We start from the raw sequence: 18,138 nt of genomic DNA, 5'->3' as shown, positions 1-18,138 counted from the left end.
TTCCGCGTTATGGAATCAAGGGTCTCTTATGAGAAATTTAGGTGGTACCGCGGAACCTCGTCCTATAGAATTGTTTTTCTATAGGCTTTTTTTATGGTGATTTTTAACGAACTAATAAGGAGTGAATTTGATGGCTTACGATCATTCAAAAATTGAAAAGAAATGGCAAAAGTATTGGGATGATCACCAAACTTTTAAAACCAGTGATAAACAAGAGAGAGATAAATACTATGTCCTAGACATGTTTCCTTATCCGTCGGGTCAAGGGCTTCATGTCGGACATCCAGAAGGCTACACTGCTACTGACATTATGGCGCGTTTTAAGCGAATGCAGGGCAAAAATGTCCTTCATCCAATTGGATGGGATGCTTTTGGGCTGCCAGCGGAACAATATGCCTTAAAAACCGGTCACAACCCACGTGATTTTACGAAGAAAAACATTGACAATTTTAGACGTCAGATTAAATCACTTGGATTTTCCTATGATTGGGATCGTGAAGTCAATACTTCGGATCCTAATTACTATAAATGGACTCAATGGATTTTTGAACAGTTGTACAAAATGGGATTAGCCTATGAAGATGAGGTTGAGGTTAATTGGGCTCCTGATTTCATGGGTGGAACCGTTGTTTCAAACGAAGAGGTTGTTAATGGAAAAACTGAACGTGGCGGTTATGACGTTTACAGAAAACCTATGAAACAATGGGTTTTAAAAATCACCGCCTACGCTGACCGTTTGTTAGATGATCTTGACGATTTAGACTGGCCTGAAAGCATTAAACAAATGCAACGAAATTGGATTGGTCGTTCCGTTGGGGCTAGTATCTCATTTGATGTAAATGAAGAAGACGAAAAGATCGAAGTCTTTACTACTCGTCCGGATACTATTTATGGGGTCTCTTACCTGGTACTTTCACCAGAGAGTCCGATTGTAGATAAGATTATGACACCAGAACAAAAGACCGATGTTGAAAGCTACCGAGCTAAAATTGCCTCTAAATCAGATCTTGAAAGAACTGATTTAAACAAAGATAAATCGGGAGTATTTACCGGAGCTTACGCAATTAATCCAGTTAACCAGAAAAGAATTCCAATTTGGATTGGTGATTACGTTCTGCCAAGTTATGGAACCGGAGCAGTCATGGCCGTTCCCGCTCATGATCAACGAGATTTTGATTTTGCTAAGAAGTTTGATCTGCCTATCATTCCAGTGATTGAGGGTGGAGACGTTGATGAAGCACCTTACACAGGCGATGGGGTTCACATTAATTCTGGTTTTCTAGACGGGTTGAATAAAAAACAAGCTATCAATAAAATTGTCGAATGGTTAAAAGATCATCATGCTGGTAATAAAAAGGTTAATTATCGATTACGTGATTGGATCTTTAGTCGTCAACGTTACTGGGGTGAGCCTATTCCAGTAATTCACTGGGATGATGGCACAACTTCCTTAGTCCCAGAGGACAAGTTACCATTGCGGCTTCCTAAAGCGGCTGACATTCAACCATCTGGAACCGGTGAGAGTCCGTTAGCCAATCTTACTGACTGGGTGAACGTGACAGATAAAAACGGTCGTCATGGTAAGCGCGAGACTAATACGATGCCACAGTGGGCCGGTAGTTCATGGTATTACTTAAGATACGTTGATCCTCATAATGATAAAATGATTGCTGATCCGGAAAAATTGAAGTACTGGCTTCCAATTGATTTGTACGTCGGTGGTGCTGAACACGCCGTTCTCCATTTGTTGTATGCGCGTTTTTGGCATAAGGTGCTCTATGATTTAGGGGTAGTGCCGACAAAAGAACCGTTCCAAAAACTAGTTAATCAAGGTATGATTCTTGGTACTAATCATGAAAAAATGTCAAAGTCCAAGGGAAATGTAGTTAATCCCGATGATATTGTTAAACAGTACGGTGCTGATACGCTGCGCCTGTATGAGATGTTTATGGGACCACTTTCTGAATCTAAACCGTGGAATACAGATGGAATTGTTGGTGCTAATCGTTGGATTAAACGAGTTTGGCGCTTATATATGAATGATGACAATACGATAAGTAAGGCGATCGTTGATGACAATGATGGTAGTCTTGATAAAATTTATAACCAAACCGTTAAAAAGGTGACTGATGACTTTGAAAACATGCGTTTTAACGTTGCCATTTCTCAAATGATGGTTTTCATCAATGAAGCATATAAAGCACAAAAGTTACCTAAAAAGTACGCGGAAGGATTCATTAAACTTCTTTCACCAATTACTCCACATGTTGCTGAAGAATTGTGGCAACAGTTAGGTCATGATCATTCCATTGAACTTTCCAAATGGCCCGAAGCTGATGAAAGTAAATTAAAAGAAGACCAAGTTGAACTGGTGGTTCAGGTTAATGGAAAAGTGAGAGGTCACATTAAAGTTGACGTGGATGCTGGGAAGGATGAGTCTGAAAAAGTTGCTTTAGATGATGAAAATGTTAAATCATTCCTTGATGGAAAGACTGTTAGAAAGGTAATCGTCGTTCCAAAGAAAATTGTTAATATTGTTGCAAATTAAGCTTGAATAAATTTGAAATTATTTTTCGAAATGGTTAAAATTTATATTTGTAACGTGAAAGTAGGGGAAATTTGTGAACAACGATTTCGAACAAGATGAATTAGAAAAAGAAGAAATTGAAGATAGTGAAAGATCACAAGGTAAGATGGTTAAAGGATCAGCCTGGATGACCATTGGAAGCATCCTCTCACGAATTCTTGGTGCCATTTACATCATTCCTTGGCGATTGATTTTTGGAGCGTCATTGTTTCCGCTTGCCAACACGTTGTATACCATGGGTTACAACATTTATAGTGAGTTTTTGACAATTGCCATTGCAGGAATTCCGTCGGCGGTTGCAAAAGAAGTGGCCCATTATAATGCGTTAAATGAGTATGGGGTAAGTGCGCGACTTTATAAGAAAGGAATTACCCTTTCGGTTATTACCGGAGTCGTTTGTGCACTTTTAATCTATTTTTTTGCTCCAATCTTAGCTGGTAGTGGGGGTAAAAATGCGGTTCCAGTGATTCGTTCGTTAGCATGGGCTGTCCTAATTATTCCTGCGATGAGTTTAACTCGTGGATATTTTCAAGGTTTCCAACAGATGGCTCCTTCAGCGATGTCACAGTTTGTTGAACAATTAGCGCGTGTCATTTATATGTTGGCTTCGGCCTTTTTCATTATGATTGTGATCCATGGAAGTTGGGTAACCGCCGTTACCCAGTCAACTTTTGCCGCCTTCATCGGTGCTATTTTTGGTTTCTTAGCACTAGGATGGTATTACTGGCGACGACGTGATCATTTTCAGGGGCTCATTGCTTCAAGTGATAACGCTATTAACGTTAAGACTAACGATCTTTATAAAGAAATTATTAGTCAAGCGGTTCCGTTTATCATTCTTGGTTCCGGCATTACCATTTTTCAGTTGATTGACCAATATTCTTTTTTCAGTATTATGCGTTGGGCAACTAATTATACTAATACTAATTTACAGTATATTTATGCTATTTTTGCGGCTAATGCGAATAAGTTAATTATGATTGTGGTTTCGTTAGCTTCTGCCTTAGCAATTACCGTAGTTCCGTTGCTTTCTGAAGCCCGAACCAAGGGTGACATTCATTCGATTAGTAAGCAACTTAGTAATGCGTTAATTTTATTTGAATTTGTCATGCTTCCTGCAGCTTTAGGGATGGCTGCCATTGCTGGTCCGATCAACCGAACCTTTTATGGAACCGCCAATATGGATCTAGGAGCAGACATTTTAACCTTTTCTGCCATCATTTCAATTAGTCTAGGCTTGTTTACGGTGGTTACCGCATTAATGCAAGGAATCTCTGAAAATAGACGAGCAGTTAAATACTTTGTGGTTGGAATTGTAATTAAGTTAGTTGCGCAAGTTCCTTTAGTTTACTTCTTTGGGGCTTTCGGAGCCTTAATGGCAACCGCGGTTGGATTTACAGTAGCTAACTATCTGATTGTGCACTCCTTAAGACATGAGTTTGGATTGGAAATGAGTAGTATTAAATCTAATTCTGTTAAAATTTTAGCGTTTGCTTTGATCACATACTTTGTGGCGTTAATTGTAGTTTATGGAGCTAACTTCTTGTTTGGGATGGTAGTCAATTACAATAGTTCGCTAATCAGTTTGTTTGTTTCGATTCTGGCTACGTTAGCTGGTGGATTTGTGTACCTATTCTTGGTGTTGAAAAGTCGGGTAGCTGATAAGGTCTTAGGAAATAAGATGCAAAGTGTGAGAAAGTTTTTACACATTCGATAAAAAAAGAAGATCCAGTCAGGATCTTCTTTTTTTATAAATTAAATTCATGCTTCGTGTTCATGCATGAAGCGTGGAAGCTGTTTTGAGATTTGATGAGGGAGAACTACATACTGAGTGGCAGCTAGTTCATCGGCAATTGCACTGTGGGAATAAACAGCCGCTAAAACAGCATCAACTTCATCGTCAAATTGGGCAACAAATCCACCGATAATTCCGGCAAGAGTATCACCCATTCCCCCAGTTGCTTGAGCAGGCGTTCCAGTTGTATTTTGGTATACTTCATTTGGGGTATAAACCTGAGTACGATCAGATTTAAGAACGACAATCCCACCAATTTTGTCGCGGGCTTCTCGGTTACGTGCTTCAGTTTGATCGGCCATTTTAATTCCGGATAAACGTTGCCACTCCATTTGATGCGGGGTAAAAATTAATTTGGCTTGTGGTAATTTTAACCCACGTTCAGCGATCATCGTGATGGCCGAACCATCAATTAAGAGGATTTGATCGGGGGTGACATTATCAAATACGGTTTCCATAATTTCACAACTATGATCATCGGTCCCAAGCCCAGAGCCAATGGTAATGACTTTCATGGCTTTAATGAGTTGAACCATTTGATCTGTGTCGTTATAATCAGCAAACATTGCTTCGGGTAGCCAAGAGTGGAGCGCACTTTGATTCGTTGGATCCGTGATAGTAGTTGTGAGTCCAGCGCCAGAGTAAACTGCTCCAAGCGAACTCATTATGATTGCACCACCAAAGTTTTCGTTTCCACCAACCAAAGCAATTTTACCGTAAGTTCCTTTGAAACTATTTTTGGGTCGAATGCGAATGGTTTTAGTTAGAATTGATTTATCAATTTTCTTCATTTTGTTCACCTCGGTTGCATTATATCATGCGTTGGTTGAATGTTGTCCAAATGAGTTGTTACTTTCTTGATTATGTTAGAATAAGGAATAACTAAGTAGGAGGATATAACATGGCAATTGACTGGAAAGATAAAGCGCAAAATTACAAAGATGATTACTTAAATGACTTAAAAAAATTGATTTCAATTGATAGTTCAAGGGATTTGGAGCACGCAACGGACGAATATCCATTGGGACCAGGTCCAGCTCATGCATTACAACAGTTTCTCTCTTTTGGTGATCGTGATGGGTTCACCACGAAAAACATTGATAACGTAGTGGGATACATTGAGTATGGTTCAGGCGATGAAACCATGGCAATTTTGTCACACGCTGATGAGATGCCTGGTGGCGCAGGCTGGGATTCCAATCCATTCGAACTAAAGCTTGAGGGTAACAATGCAATTGGTCGGGGAGTTTCTGATGACAAAGGACCAGGACTTGCGGCCTATTATGGATTAAGAATGCTTAAAGATGCAGGGATTCAACCGAAGGTCAAAATTCGCTTGATAATTGGAACTGACGAAGAGTGTGACTGGACTGGAATGAAACGCTATTTTGAGGTTGAGCCAGATCCTTCATTTGGATTTTCGCCAGATGCAGAATTTCCCTTGATCAATGGGGAAAAGGGTAATGTGACTCTGGAAACGCATTTTGCTTCCAATAAAAGCGATGGTGAAAACACCCTGATGCGTTTTAATGCCGGATTGCGTGAAAATATGGTACCACGTGATGCGGAAGCTGACGTTGTTGCTGCGGATGTCTCCAGGATGGCCGATGAATTTGAAAAATATTTAGATAAGGTTCCCGTAACTGGAAGTTATGAAATCGAAGGGAACGATATTAAAATCAGTGTAGTCGGGAAAGCAGCACATGGAATGGAACCTAAGAACGGTATCAATGCTGGAACTTATTTAGCTGACTTTTTGGTTGATTATAGTTTTGATACTAGTGGTGCTAATATCCTGAACTTCATCGACGAAAAACTACATGATGATTCTCGTGCTCATAAATTGGGTCTTAATTTTACTGATGATGTGATGGGAGAACTAACCATGAACGTCGGTCTAATGAATTTTGATCATGAAAATGGCGGGATGGTCAACACTAACTTTAGGTATCCAAAGGGGATTACGACTGATAAAATTTTAGCTAAAGTTCAAGATGCCGCTGATCGTTTTAACGGATCAACCAAACAAATTTCGCAAATGGTGCCCCACTTTGTTGATGCAGACGATCCCATTGTAAAAACCTTGATGGGTGTTTATCGCGATCAAACTGATCAGGATGACGCTCAACCAGAAGTTGTTGGTGGTGGAACGTATGCGCGAATGATGAAACGTGGGGTTGCATTTGGAGCACTTTTCCCAGGAACAGAGGATACGATGCACCAAGCTAACGAATACACACCTGTGAATGATTTGATCTTGGCAATGTCGATTTACGGTCAGTCAATTTATGAATTGTCTAAGTAGGTACAAAAAAACTTTGAACATCATGTTCAAAGTTTTTTTATCTAATCGTTTTTAATTTTTCATCAATTTTTTCCAATACCTTAGAGACGTTTTGGGGATCTTCTAGATCGTATTTTTGAAGATTGATTTTCATCTTAGGACTGACGTTGTATTCGTCATACCATTTTTGGTAAGCTTTCCACATTTTGTAATAATATTCTTCTAGTCCTGGATCGTTGTCCCATTGTTCATAATCACGACCACGCTTTTTGATTCGATATAAAATGGTGTCGAAATCGCTGTAGGCATAGACTAAAAGGTCGGGACTTGTTTTTGGAAGCTCTTTAAGTTCATCCATCATATTATCAAGTAGCTTTAAATAAACTTCTAATTCAACGTCAGAAATATTTCCCTCAGCATTATTTTCTTTGGTGAAAAGAGCGTCTTCGTAAATAGATCGATCCAACACGTTGTTGTCTTGTTTTAACGCCCTTTTAATCATCGAAAAGCGTTTGTTTAAAAAGTATATTTGAAGTAAGAAACCATACTGTTTTGGATCTTTATAATAAAGTGGCAAAACAGGATTGTCTCCCACTGGCTCGTAGAAGGGCTCTGTTCCATAATGTGCGGCAATTTTTCCCGTTAAGGTTGTCTTACCGACACCAATCATTCCAGCTGTAATAATCACCATGCTTAGCTCCTCTTTTAGTTTAATAACGTCTTTTAGTATATCATTTCGAATCAGTTAGGTTAACGATGGATTTGAACACTAATTTTCCTTCTTTGTTTCAGACCTTATTATTATGGTATTCTATGTTAGTGGAAAAATTTGGAGATGAATTGGATTAATGAAGTGGGAAATGAGTTTAATTAAATTTTTGAAAAGAGCCGTTGTATTTATTGGACTAATTTTTTTGATTTTTGCGGTTCAAGTACCAGTTCAAATGATTGGAATTCACGATTATCATGGATTCAAGGCTTTTCTTTATGGAACCTCTTACATTGTTATTTTTCTTGTCGTAATTAGTTTAGCGCTGTGGGCCTATCGGAGTGTGTACAGACAACGAAGTCATCGACTTACTGGACATGATTTAAAGATTATTTTACTGTCAATCTTTAGCTTTTTTGTTATTGAGATTGTGCTTCAAGTTTTAAATAAATTGATTTTTAACCAACTGGGAACAAAGAATAATAATGCCATTTTAAGTCTTTTTCAAAGTAACATGACGGTGTTAGTTTTGATGAGCTTTTCGGCAGTTTTTTTATCTCCAGTGTTAGAGGAATTGGTGTTTAGAGGATTTTTTATTAATGCCTTTTTTAATCAAAATGCATTTTGGCTGCCAATTGTTTTTAGTGGATTACTTTTTTCTTGTGGTCATATGAGTTCGAACGTGATTAGTTTTATGATTTATGCTATTTTAGGAATGATTTTAGCGTATGTATACAAGAAAACAGGGAAGATTGAAGTTTCGATTGGGGTCCACTTTTTAAACAACCTAATTGCAACCGGATTTATGCTAATGGCAGTCTTATAGTGGTGGAGTGAAAAATGGACGTAGTTGAATTTAATTATTTTAATCAATTAAAGAATCAATTAGTGGCGGCCGATGAAGAGTTGGAACAGCTTAAAAAGCAGTATTTACACTGGATCATGAATCTTGATCAACTCAAAAATGATTATGACGTGGACACAATTGATGAATTAGTTAGTGTTTTAAACGATGGGGATGACGATCAAAAGTCAGCGGACTTAAAAAATGCCCTACTCAATAATGATAAGGATTATTTGTTGAATGGGATGAAAGAGTTGAATAATACTGACTTTCAGAAGTGTAACGTAATTAATCAACGAATTCATAATTTAACCCAAAAATTACGTGAAGTTGAAATATTTTATAAGAATGTCGTTATTCCGATAGTTAACGAGATGAAGAAGAGTAAAATAATAGATGTTATTGGCGTTTCAAGTTCTAGAAATAGTAGTGATGTGGTTTTAAACTTTAGATTTTTATCAAGTTTTGCCGAGTTCCAAAGAGATTTTCATAAAGAGATGTATGTTGATACTATTATAAAGGGTCATCTTAAGGATAAAAGCGTGATAACAATGATGATTACTCAAGATAATTATCCAAACGAATACGATATGACCCTGATGAAAGATATGGAGGAAGATTAACTAATGGTAGATCGAGGAGACTATAAATATCCTGACACTCAGTCGTATAATTTTGTGCTTAAGCGACTGAATGAACATGGAGTAACGATTAAAGATATTGCACAGATTGCAATTGACTTACAGAAAAAATATTCAAATGTTCCTGATTTAGACTATGTTTGTGGAATTGTTAATGATATTTTGCATAAAAGAGAAGTATTGAACAATGCGATGGTAGGGCTTGAACTAGATCGTTTAGCACAAGCTGGCGAGTTAGAAGAGCCACTTGAAAGCATTGTCTCCCATGATTTGGGGGTGTTTGGCGTTGACGAAACGTTAGCACTTGGAATTGCTTCAATCTACGGTACGATTGGAGTTACTAATTATGGTGAAATTGATACCAATAAAAATGGAATTGTAAAAGAGCTCGATACAAACGGTCAGATCGTCAATACTTTTATTGATGATATTGTTGGAGCCATTGCTGGTGCTACAGCCGCTAAAATTGCACATGATAATGCTTAAAAAAAGATCCTCACAAAAGTGAGGACCTTTTTTTAGTTCGACTTCTTTACTGCTTTGATGCATTTTGAATCAAACCTGAATTCGTCGTGAATACTGGTGGATTCACCGACATCGTGTCTAACGACTTTTAACCAATCGTCTTGGTTATCGCCTAAGCCAGTTGGGTTGACAAACGTAACTTCAACTAAATCGCCAACTTCATAGGGAAGATCTTTATCGTATTCCACTAAATTATAAGTTTCGTAAGCTTTTGTTTTCATATTAATTCCTCCATTAGTTAATTATATCAAATTATATTTTAATCGCTAAAATTATGCCGTGAATTGTTGTCAATAAAGCGTCTAATTGGTTCTATTATATAATAATAATTATTATATTATGAGACAAAAGTAAATTAATAATTAGGGTGAATGCTGATTTCAAGGTACTACAATTATGCTTTGTGAAATTTAAGACTCTATTGTCGTTGTTTTTAATAAAGTTTATAATCTAAATTGTGAAGTAAGCAGTAAGAGATTCATAATGAAATATTGAATGTTGGGATTAAAAATAACTAGACAATTTGTGAAGGCTAATGTAGGAGATAGCGTTCACTTGGTGTTTGAAGTGTGAGAAGCTTTTAACATTGTAATTAGTACTGTCATAAATGATAAGTTGGTGGAAGATAGACTTTATTGAGTACGTGAAAAATCATTTAATGATACCCTATGTCTTGTTATAAGATTCGAAATTAAAACAACTATGCGAATTTATTCGTATTTCAATATGATGAATACTCTGAAATACCATTTAGGTCATGCTACTTCGTAGTATGACCTTTTTTGATGGGAAAGGAGGTGAGTCATAATGAAGGAGTTTAAACTAGTAGTTCCAAGTACAGATCGAAGCGTTCAGCTTAGTGGTAGAACTATTTACTATTACAGTATTGGAAATAAAAACAATTACTCCGTTGTTTTTCCATATGATGCCGAATATTTGAACTTACCGAACGGAAAAATGGTTTTTCGCTCGATTACAGACGATTATTTTGGCAAGGCCACAGATGGTAGTTCTTACCACGCTACTATTCGTCTAAACGACTAGTTATTGTAGAGCCAGAAGCTAATACTTCTGGTTCTTACATAGACTCCAATGATTTTTATTGGCATGGTGATAGTTTAATCAATGTTTTTGTGGATAGATTATAACTATATAAATCCAATGATATAGATTTATAGAAACTAGAAGAGGGAATAATAACGCACATTATTATTCTCTTTTTACATAATTAGTGTCATTATCATAGTATCTTTTTCACATGATAAAGCATAAATGTTGACATGACGGCATTTGTGGCCTACCTTAGAAGTGTAAGGAAATATAAGAGAGTGGGATGATCTAATGAAAAAGGTAATTAAGGGAGCCTTAGTCGCGGGTGTGACTGTCGGTTTGTTTTTTGGCTTTCAGATGACTAGTTCAGCAAATCACACTGAAACTACATATACAGCAGCAATGGATACTAAGAAAATGACCTCACAAGCTAAGCCTAGAACTTCTAAGTTAAGATATGATCGTGGTACGTGGGGACAGGTTAATTGGAATTATAACGAGACTAATCGAACTTTAACGTTAAGCGGTAAAGATAAAACCTTGGGGACCTATGCATATTCACAACTTGGGGATTTACGTCAGGCTCTAAATGACGCCCAGGTTATTAATATTCAAGATAAGATGTATGCCCCATCAAATTCGGATTATCTTTTTTCTCAATCGGCAGATGATGATCCACTCCACCAAGGCAATCAAGGATTAAAGAACCTGCAGACTATTAATGGTCTCGATAAATTGGATACATCAAACGTATCCGGCATGGATTATATGTTTAATGGTGATACCGCACTAAAAAGTATCGATGTCACTCACTTTGACACCTCAAATGTTAATCGTATGAGACTGATGTTTGGTGCCGATATTAATCTTAAAGACATTGATGTCAGTCATTTCGACACTTCTAAAGTTGTTGATATGAGTTCGATGTTTGTTTATGACTATGCTGTTAAAAATATTGACGGTTTAACGAGTTTTAGGATTAATCCTAGTAATCGTAGTTTGAGCAATATGTTTCAGGATGACTATCAGTTACAAAACTTAGATTTGACTAGCTTCGATACTCGGGCTGCCTCTAAAGGTAGATATAATGGATTGTCCGCTTTCATGAAGGGTGATAATCAACTTCACCAAATTAAGCTCGGTGATAAGACAATCTTAAAGGCGCCTGATGGACCTGGTGCAGGTCCAATTATTCCAGAGCCAGTTGTTGGGACTCAATTCGTATTTGATGGGAAAAATTACACTGTTAAGTCACCCAATTGGATGAACACTGATAATAACAATCAATTACAAAGTAATTTGGATCTTTCTAACGGACAAGCACATCCTGGTGATTGGATTTGGGCAAGTGACTATAACGTTCCTTCGATTTCTATAACCGAACAAGTTAATTTTGTAAACAAGAGGGGGCAATACGTAAACGCAACTTCAGTTACCGGCATCCCAGGCGAGAAGCAAACTATTGCATCACCAGTTGGATATCGATTTGAGGACAATAATAGCTCTACGATTACCATCGGGAGTAAGAATAAAACGGTAAATGTTGTTGTTGTGCGAAATAGATAGGTCATAAAGCGGTCTACTTTTATAAGTGTTGCCACGCAAATTAGTGGTACTTACTTTTACAAGTAGCCAAATAGTTTCAAATATTTTTGAAGGGGATAATGTGTATGATTACGATTGCATCTACTACTGATAACAATATGGCGATACCACTGGCAGTCAACTATTCGTCAATATTGAACCATAATAAGAATTCAAGTTTCACGTTTTACGTTGTTAATGATCACTTAAGTTCCAACAGTGCTGATTTATTGAAGGCCCTAGAAAAAGTCTACGACAACTGTAAAGCAGTTAACTTTTTACAGCCCAACACTGCTGCATATAAGGATGCTAATGTAAAATCTCCCGACAGTGCAATTAAAGAAAACACTTACTATCGAATTGAGATTCCCGAAGAAGTTCATGAACCTAAAATCCTTTATTTGGATGCTGATATGGTATGTGTGGGTGATATTTCTGATCTTTTTAATACCGATCTTGATGGCAACATTGTCGGTGCTGTTGAGGATTCTGGTTACGTTGACCGGTTAAAAAAGATGCACGTTAGTGATGCACCGGGTCAGTATTTCAATGCCGGATTGTTATTAATTGATACGAAAGCTTGGAATGATAATGACACTTCTGAGAAAGTTAGAAAATTAGCAGTTGATAAGCCTGAGATGTTGAAATATCAGGACCAAGATGCGTTGAACGCTATTTTTAATGGTCACTGGAAGAAACTTGACCCTAAATATAATTTGCAGAGTCATTTAGTTAAGGGTGAAAGTGGTTTAAATCCCATCCCTGAACGTCGTGCGGCTGAAGCAGATGCGCTTAAACATCCTGTGATTATTCACTACACTAATTTTGATAAGCCATGGATCGTTAAAAATAATCATCTTCATCCGTTACGTAACTATTATTATCAGGCTAAGAATCAGTTGATTTATGATCTTGGCGATTATATTAGATAAAATTAGAAGAGAGTGGACGAGTGGTCTGCTCTTTTTGTATACATAATTTAATTACTGTTAATGAAAAAAGACGATATCAATAAACTTGATAACGTCTTGTTAGTAACGAATGCCCGAGATGAGATTCGAACTCATACTCAGTAAACTGAACAGCGACCTGAACGCTGCGCGTCTGCCAATTCCGCCACTCGGGCAATTACTACCATCTAATCATACAATAAAAATGTCGTAAAATAAACACCCAATTTTGTGGTATCCTTGTATTTGTTATTTAATTGTGTAAAATATAAGATAGTACAAGAGTTTTTAGAAAGAAGAGATTATAATGGTTGAACCACGTAAGATTGAGAGCCAGTTGTGCTTTGGAATCTATAATACAAGCAAAAAATTTAGTCGGTACTACCAGATCGTTTTATCTCCATTCAATTTAACTTATCCACAGTACATTACCATGCTGGTGTTATGGGAACATGCACCAATGACCGTTCGGGAACTTGGATCCTACTTAGATTTAGATAGTGGGACTTTGACCCCATTATTGAAACGGCTTGAAAAGCAAGGATGGGTTACAAGAACACGTAGTCATAAAGATGAACGAGTTGTCATCGTTGACACCACGGAATTTGCTAAGGAACATCGTGATAAAGTATATGAACACGTTAATCAATGTTTTTCTGTTTTGGATATGAGCCAGGAAGATATTGAAAAATGCTTAAAAATGGTGAATGCGGTCGGTGACCGATTAGATAACGTTAGTGAACAAAAACTAAAAGATGTTAAGTAAGAAAAAGACATTCTGTGTGGACTGGAATTAATCTAGTTTACGCAGAATGTTTTTTATTATATTAATTTATGCTTCCTTTTATCGGTTTTGAGTTAGTCATTATTGCTTTATTTTGGTAGAATTGTCTAAGAGTAAATTAAGAATAAAATCAAAGTCCGAATGATCTATTTGGATTTCCATTACAAAAATTAATGGGATGGAGCTGAATTTTTTTGTCACTAAGTATTCAAGAAATTAAAAATATTCTTCGTGAACATGATTTATTAAAGTCAATCAACCAGACTAATGATAGTGACTTTGACTACGTTAGTTATGATTCACGGGACATAAAACCGAAAACCTTATTTTTTGGAAAGGGGAACTTTAAGCCTGAGTTTGTTACGTTGGCTAAAAATGCCGGAGCAACGGGAATTGTGTGTGAAAATCACTTATCCGAGAGTAAGGCCATGAATGAGATTTTAGTCACTAATATTCAAAAAGCAATGTCGCTGATCGCTGCCGCGTTTTTCAATTATCCTCAAGATGATTTGTTCATTATTGCTTTTACCGGAACCAAGGGGAAAACGACCTCTTCCTATTTCACTCGGGATGCAATTAAGAGGGCAAGTGGGAATAAAACTGCTTTATTTTCAACTATTAATACTGTGGTTGGCAATGAACCAAATCAAACATTTAAGTCACACCTTACTACTCCGGAATCACTTGATATTTTTAAGAATATGAGAGCCGCCGTCGATAACGGGATGAAATATCTCATTATGGAAGTATCGTCTCAGGCATACCTTAAAAATCGGGTTTTCGGATTAAAGTATAACGTAGGTAATTTTTTAAACATTTCTCCCGATCACATTGGGGAAAACGAGCATCCGACTTTTGCAAACTACTTGCACTGTAAAGAACAACTCTTGGTTAATTCAAATAAGTGTATTTTGAATGCCGATTCAGACCACCTGATTGATATTTATTATGCTGCCAAAACCACAACTGATCCCCAAAATATTTATTTGTTTGGTAAAAAAGGGACGACCCCACAACTTGAAGTCGACCTTGATTTTACGTACGAGCCAGTTTCAGATAGCTTGACTGATAACGATATTCAATTAAGTTCTATTTCTGATAAAGCTAAAAAGTTAGGCTTAGACGGAAATTATCGCATTGGTATTCCAGGGGATTACAATGAATCAAATGCAACCGCCTCTATCATATCAGCTGGACTTACTGGTTTTAAACGTGGTGATATGTTAGATGGTCTGGCAAGCGCAAAAATTCCGGGAAGAATGGAAATCTTTAAGTCTAAAAATCATGGGAACGTTCACGTGGATTACGCCCATAATTATGCTAGTATGAATGCATTACTAGGATTTTTAAAACGACAAGACCCCAGTGGAAAAGTTATTGTAGTGGTTGGTAGCCCAGGCAATAAGGGAATCGACCGTAGAGAGGGATTTGGCAAAGCGTTGACTCAGAATGCCGATGTAGCGTTTTTAACTACTGACGACCCCGCTTATGAGGATCCCATGAAGATTGCAAAGGAAATTGATAGTCATATCGATCATGATAAGGTTGACGTTCATTTCGAAATGGACCGTGAAAAAGCCATTAAAAAGGCCATTAATTTTGGCAAACGTGGAGATATCATTGTAGTAGCGGGTAAAGGACGCGATCCTTATCAAAAGATTAATGGTGTTGATACACCTTATCCAACCGATTCGGTTATCGTTGAAGATTACTTGGAGGATTTAAATAGTAATGACAAATGAGAAAGTTCCAGATTTCACTCCGATCTTACTTGGAAGTGACTTTAATGTGTACGGAATGGCGCGTTCTTTCTACGAGTTGTATGGTAAGCGTGTCAAGGCTTATGCCCAGGAACGATTAGCCCCCACAAGATTTACCAAAATTGTGGATCTGACGTTTATTCCCGGCTTTAGTGAAGATCCAGTATGGTTTGAAGAGATGAAAAAGTTAAAAAAGAAGTACGCCAACCACAAAGAACCAGTCATTTTAATTGGATGTGGGGATGGTTATGCTGAATTAATTTCTAAACATAAGAAAGATTTAGAAGATGTCTTTGTCTGTCCATACGTTGATTATTCGTTAATAAAACAACTTAATAGTAAAGAAAATTTTTATAAAATGTGTGATAAGTATGGAATGCCATATCCTGGCACCAAGATTATTTCCAAAAGCAATTTTGAAGATAATGATTTCGATCAACCATTTGATTATCCAATTGCACTTAAACCCACCAATAGTGTGGAATGGTTGGATATCCGTTTTGAGGGAAGAAAGAAAGCTTTTACCATTAAAAGTGATGCCGAGTATCGTGACGTTGTTTCAAAAATTTATAATAATGGCTATACTTCAGACTTGATCGTCCAAGATTTCATCCCAGGTGACGACAGCAACATGCGGGTCTTAAATGCTTATGTTGACAAGAATCATCACGTTAAGATGATGTGTTTAGGCCATCCACTTTTAGAAGATCCGGCACCGTCTGCAATTGGTAACTACGTCACGATTATTCCTGACTTTGATCAGCGAATTTATGATCAGATTCAACAGTTTTTAGAGTCGATTGAATTTACTGGGTATGCTAATTTTGACATGAAGTATGATGTTAGAGACGATACGTACAAGTTGTTTGAAATCAATTTGAGACAGGGACGCAGTAGTTTCTTTGTCACCTTAAATGGGTATAACCTTGCTCAATGGGTGGTTCGTGATTACGTTCAAGATGACCTAGCGGACCAAAAGACAGTGTATGCCAATCAAGATCCTAAGAAATATTATTTGTGGTTAGGGGTTCCCAATCGTGTTTTTCGTAAGTATGCCAAAGATAATGAAGATAAAAAGAAGGCAGAAGAGCTGATCAAAAAAGGTCAGTGGGGAACGACTTTTTGGTATAAAAAAGATGAAAACTTCATGCGTTGGCTACTTATGAAATGGATGGAGCATAATTACGCAAAAAACTTCAAAAAATATTTTCATATGAATAAGGAATAAGATAATGAAAAAGTTTTTCACAATTATTGGTGGGATGGGGACCCAAGCGACTGAGAGCTATGTTCATTTACTAAATCAACGGACCCCAGCTCACTGTGATCAAGATTATTTAAATTATATATTAGTTAATCACGCGACGGTTCCGGATCGGACGGATTATATTACTGATCCAGAAAATAATCCGAGCCCACTAGTTCCACTTGAAGAAGATATTAAACAGCAGAGCAAACTGGGACCAGAATTTTTTGCGTTACCATGTAATACTGCCCATTATTTTTATGATCAGTTACAGAGTATGACGGATGTTCCAATTTTGCATATGCCTAGGCTAGCGGTAGCCGCAATTGCTAAGAAGTTTCCACACGCTAAAAGAGTGGGGCTAATTGCCACTAAGGGAACTCTGAAAGACAAGGTATATGATAAAGAAATTACTAAAGCTGGATATGAAGTTGTACACCCGACCGCTGAAATTGCGGACGAGACGATGGATCTAATTTATAAGGGTGTTAAGGAGCAAGATTATGTCGATCCAAAATTATATCATCATATTTTAAATCAAATGGTTAATGAATTGGATAGCGATGTAGTGATTTTAGGTTGTACTGAGATTTCGGTAGCAGAAGAACGAGCTGGTAATCACGACTACCCTGTGATTGATGCGCAAGCGGAGCTAGTTGATGAATCAATTCGATTAGCTGAAAAAATGCAAAAAAATAAATCATCCAAGTAATTGGATGATTTTTTAGTAGTATTTATTGAATGAAAAACAAAAGCCCAATTGAGATTAAAATTGAAATCAGTGTCAATAAAATTACGTAGGGTTTTAAATTACCTTGGATTTTTCTCTGGTAACAAATATCAATGAAAGAAATCGCGACGATTGTCATTATAAAACTTAAAGAGACCAAATATCGATGCTCGTTAAAGTGATTCAGGGTAAAAACCACTTCACTAATCAACAAAAGAATGTAAAAGGCGCGCGTATAGATGACACCCTTAATAATCTTTTTGTCTTGTTTACGCGTGATTCCGATTGTTAGTGAGATTAATAAAAGAATCCATAGTAATGTGATTATGTAGATTAACATGATGGTTAGCCTCCAATCAAATTTTATCATACGGCTCTGTAGAAGTCTTGATGACAAGGGTTATAATTCATGATATAATTATACACGTATTGCGGGTGTAGTTTAGTGGTAAAATTTAAGCTTCCCAAGCTTACGTCGCGGGTTCGATTCCCGTCACCCGCTTTGGGAAGCTACCAACGATGAGAGTGTAGTACCAATTATAATTTCAAAGCAAATCTAAGTTGATGTGAGTTAGATAAATTGTGATTGGGAAGGCGTCCTTTCTAGGTATACAAATTTAATAATGAGTGGGTATTTCCAAATAGAGTG

At 37.1% G+C, this 18,138-nt stretch carries 17 protein-coding genes, 2 tRNA genes and 1 other annotated feature (1 of these 20 cut by a window edge); of the genes, 14 read left to right on the top strand and 5 right to left on the bottom strand.

The features are described 5' to 3' along the window. Positions 1-68, top strand: a binding site (T-box leader); it begins 126 nt to the left of the window's first position. A 62-nt stretch (positions 69-130) separates the two neighbouring features. Then, positions 131-2,548, top strand: a complete 2,418-nt coding sequence (gene leuS, locus AC6UDD_RS03845; protein WP_500718871.1) for a leucine--tRNA ligase — start codon at positions 131-133, stop codon at positions 2,546-2,548. Between the two features lie 73 nt (positions 2,549-2,621). After that, positions 2,622-4,304, top strand: a complete 1,683-nt coding sequence (locus AC6UDD_RS03840; protein ID WP_500693626.1) for a putative polysaccharide biosynthesis protein — start codon at positions 2,622-2,624, stop codon at positions 4,302-4,304. A gap of 44 nt (positions 4,305-4,348) precedes the next feature. Here AC6UDD_RS03840 and AC6UDD_RS03835 read toward each other — a convergent pair whose 3' ends face one another. Then, positions 4,349-5,173, bottom strand: a complete 825-nt coding sequence (locus AC6UDD_RS03835) for an NAD(P)H-hydrate dehydratase (RefSeq protein ID WP_500718869.1) — start codon at positions 5,171-5,173, stop codon at positions 4,349-4,351. Positions 5,174-5,283: 110 nt separating this feature from the next. On the opposite strand from AC6UDD_RS03835, the gene pepV reads away from it, so the two are divergent. After that, on the top strand, positions 5,284-6,687 hold the full coding sequence (gene pepV / locus AC6UDD_RS03830) for a dipeptidase PepV (RefSeq protein ID WP_500718866.1): 1,404 nt from the start codon (positions 5,284-5,286) through the stop codon (positions 6,685-6,687). 37 nt (positions 6,688-6,724) lie between these two features. On the opposite strand, the gene AC6UDD_RS03825 is transcribed toward pepV, so the two are convergent. Beyond that, complete coding sequence (locus tag AC6UDD_RS03825; protein WP_500718864.1) at positions 6,725-7,357, bottom strand: deoxynucleoside kinase; 633 nt, start codon at positions 7,355-7,357, stop codon at positions 6,725-6,727. Between the two features lie 157 nt (positions 7,358-7,514). Between AC6UDD_RS03825 and AC6UDD_RS03820 the strand changes: the two genes are divergently transcribed. Genes AC6UDD_RS03820 through AC6UDD_RS03810 form a run of 3 tightly spaced genes read left to right on the top strand, consistent with a single transcriptional unit; the run spans position 7,515 to position 9,346 of the window. Then, entirely contained in the window at positions 7,515-8,201 is a 687-nt protein-coding gene (locus AC6UDD_RS03820; RefSeq protein WP_500699543.1) for a CPBP family glutamic-type intramembrane protease, read from the top strand. Positions 8,202-8,215: 14 nt separating this feature from the next. Then, positions 8,216-8,842 (top strand): hypothetical protein, encoded by a 627-nt coding sequence (locus AC6UDD_RS03815; RefSeq protein WP_500718861.1) that lies wholly within the window; start codon positions 8,216-8,218, stop codon positions 8,840-8,842. A gap of 3 nt (positions 8,843-8,845) precedes the next feature. Further along, entirely contained in the window at positions 8,846-9,346 is a 501-nt protein-coding gene (locus AC6UDD_RS03810; RefSeq protein ID WP_500718860.1) for a phosphatidylglycerophosphatase A family protein, read from the top strand. Between the two features lie 32 nt (positions 9,347-9,378). On the opposite strand, the gene AC6UDD_RS03805 is transcribed toward AC6UDD_RS03810, so the two are convergent. Further along, the gene (locus tag AC6UDD_RS03805; protein WP_500718858.1) at positions 9,379-9,606 is read right to left on the bottom strand and encodes an SH3 domain-containing protein; all 228 of its coding nucleotides are present in this window, start codon (positions 9,604-9,606) and stop codon (positions 9,379-9,381) included. Positions 9,607-10,192: 586 nt separating this feature from the next. Here AC6UDD_RS03805 and AC6UDD_RS03800 point away from each other — a divergent pair. The 3 genes from AC6UDD_RS03800 to AC6UDD_RS03790 all read left to right on the top strand — a co-directional run bounded on the left by AC6UDD_RS03800 (position 10,193) and on the right by AC6UDD_RS03790 (position 12,951). After that, positions 10,193-10,429 (top strand): hypothetical protein, encoded by a 237-nt coding sequence (locus AC6UDD_RS03800; RefSeq protein WP_500718855.1) that lies wholly within the window; start codon positions 10,193-10,195, stop codon positions 10,427-10,429. Positions 10,430-10,726: 297 nt separating this feature from the next. Then, positions 10,727-12,001, top strand: a complete 1,275-nt coding sequence (locus tag AC6UDD_RS03795) for a BspA family leucine-rich repeat surface protein (RefSeq protein WP_500718853.1) — start codon at positions 10,727-10,729, stop codon at positions 11,999-12,001. A gap of 104 nt (positions 12,002-12,105) precedes the next feature. Next, complete coding sequence (locus AC6UDD_RS03790; protein ID WP_500718851.1) at positions 12,106-12,951, top strand: glycosyltransferase family 8 protein; 846 nt, start codon at positions 12,106-12,108, stop codon at positions 12,949-12,951. Between the two features lie 110 nt (positions 12,952-13,061). On the opposite strand, the gene AC6UDD_RS03785 is transcribed toward AC6UDD_RS03790, so the two are convergent. Next, positions 13,062-13,145: transfer RNA gene (locus tag AC6UDD_RS03785), tRNA-Leu, on the bottom strand. Positions 13,146-13,276: 131 nt separating this feature from the next. On the opposite strand from AC6UDD_RS03785, the gene AC6UDD_RS03780 reads away from it, so the two are divergent. The 4 genes from AC6UDD_RS03780 to AC6UDD_RS03765 all read left to right on the top strand — a co-directional run bounded on the left by AC6UDD_RS03780 (position 13,277) and on the right by AC6UDD_RS03765 (position 17,471). After that, positions 13,277-13,735, top strand: a complete 459-nt coding sequence (locus tag AC6UDD_RS03780) for a MarR family winged helix-turn-helix transcriptional regulator (protein WP_500718849.1) — start codon at positions 13,277-13,279, stop codon at positions 13,733-13,735. Between the two features lie 212 nt (positions 13,736-13,947). Continuing rightward, positions 13,948-15,495 carry a UDP-N-acetylmuramoyl-L-alanyl-D-glutamate--2,6-diaminopimelate ligase gene (locus tag AC6UDD_RS03775; RefSeq protein ID WP_500718847.1) on the top strand — a complete coding sequence of 516 codons (1,548 nt, stop codon included), beginning with the start codon at positions 13,948-13,950 and terminating at the stop codon, positions 15,493-15,495. Then, on the top strand, positions 15,485-16,741 hold the full coding sequence (locus tag AC6UDD_RS03770; RefSeq protein ID WP_500718844.1) for a carboxylate--amine ligase: 1,257 nt from the start codon (positions 15,485-15,487) through the stop codon (positions 16,739-16,741). Before AC6UDD_RS03775 ends, AC6UDD_RS03770 begins: the two co-directional genes overlap by 11 nt. Before the next feature lie 4 nt (positions 16,742-16,745). Next, on the top strand, positions 16,746-17,471 hold the full coding sequence (locus AC6UDD_RS03765; protein WP_500706614.1) for an aspartate/glutamate racemase family protein: 726 nt from the start codon (positions 16,746-16,748) through the stop codon (positions 17,469-17,471). A gap of 22 nt (positions 17,472-17,493) precedes the next feature. On the opposite strand, the gene AC6UDD_RS03760 is transcribed toward AC6UDD_RS03765, so the two are convergent. Continuing rightward, the gene (locus AC6UDD_RS03760; RefSeq protein WP_500718841.1) at positions 17,494-17,829 is read right to left on the bottom strand and encodes a DUF1516 family protein; all 336 of its coding nucleotides are present in this window, start codon (positions 17,827-17,829) and stop codon (positions 17,494-17,496) included. Positions 17,830-17,920: 91 nt separating this feature from the next. On the opposite strand from AC6UDD_RS03760, the gene AC6UDD_RS03755 reads away from it, so the two are divergent. After that, positions 17,921-17,991, top strand: a tRNA-Gly gene (locus tag AC6UDD_RS03755). Positions 17,992-18,138: the final 147 nt, after the last annotated feature.

The organism is Fructilactobacillus sp. X2R1C3 (assembly GCF_059901425.1).
The sequence above is the reverse complement of the archived record's forward strand: the minus strand, read 5'-3'. Positions and strand labels throughout refer to the sequence as shown.

What these genes read in the sequence shown, in the direction of transcription:
- leuS (WP_500718871.1), top strand. Translation starts at nt 131, where the DNA reads ATGGCTTACGATCATTCAAAAATTGAAAAGAAATGGCAAAAGTATTGG.
- AC6UDD_RS03835 (WP_500718869.1), bottom strand. Translation starts at nt 5,173, where the DNA reads ATGAAGAAAATTGATAAATCAATTCTAACTAAAACCATTCGCATTCGA.
- pepV (WP_500718866.1), top strand. Translation starts at nt 5,284, where the DNA reads ATGGCAATTGACTGGAAAGATAAAGCGCAAAATTACAAAGATGATTAC.
- AC6UDD_RS03825 (WP_500718864.1), bottom strand. Translation starts at nt 7,357, where the DNA reads ATGGTGATTATTACAGCTGGAATGATTGGTGTCGGTAAGACAACCTTA.
- AC6UDD_RS03820 (WP_500699543.1), top strand. Translation starts at nt 7,515, where the DNA reads ATGAAGTGGGAAATGAGTTTAATTAAATTTTTGAAAAGAGCCGTTGTA.
- AC6UDD_RS03815 (WP_500718861.1), top strand. Translation starts at nt 8,216, where the DNA reads ATGGACGTAGTTGAATTTAATTATTTTAATCAATTAAAGAATCAATTA.
- AC6UDD_RS03810 (WP_500718860.1), top strand. Translation starts at nt 8,846, where the DNA reads ATGGTAGATCGAGGAGACTATAAATATCCTGACACTCAGTCGTATAAT.
- AC6UDD_RS03805 (WP_500718858.1), bottom strand. Translation starts at nt 9,606, where the DNA reads ATGAAAACAAAAGCTTACGAAACTTATAATTTAGTGGAATACGATAAA.
- AC6UDD_RS03800 (WP_500718855.1), top strand. Translation starts at nt 10,193, where the DNA reads ATGAAGGAGTTTAAACTAGTAGTTCCAAGTACAGATCGAAGCGTTCAG.
- AC6UDD_RS03795 (WP_500718853.1), top strand. Translation starts at nt 10,727, where the DNA reads ATGAAAAAGGTAATTAAGGGAGCCTTAGTCGCGGGTGTGACTGTCGGT.
- AC6UDD_RS03790 (WP_500718851.1), top strand. Translation starts at nt 12,106, where the DNA reads ATGATTACGATTGCATCTACTACTGATAACAATATGGCGATACCACTG.
- AC6UDD_RS03780 (WP_500718849.1), top strand. Translation starts at nt 13,277, where the DNA reads ATGGTTGAACCACGTAAGATTGAGAGCCAGTTGTGCTTTGGAATCTAT.
- AC6UDD_RS03770 (WP_500718844.1), top strand. Translation starts at nt 15,485, where the DNA reads ATGACAAATGAGAAAGTTCCAGATTTCACTCCGATCTTACTTGGAAGT.
- AC6UDD_RS03765 (WP_500706614.1), top strand. Translation starts at nt 16,746, where the DNA reads ATGAAAAAGTTTTTCACAATTATTGGTGGGATGGGGACCCAAGCGACT.
- AC6UDD_RS03760 (WP_500718841.1), bottom strand. Translation starts at nt 17,829, where the DNA reads ATGTTAATCTACATAATCACATTACTATGGATTCTTTTATTAATCTCA.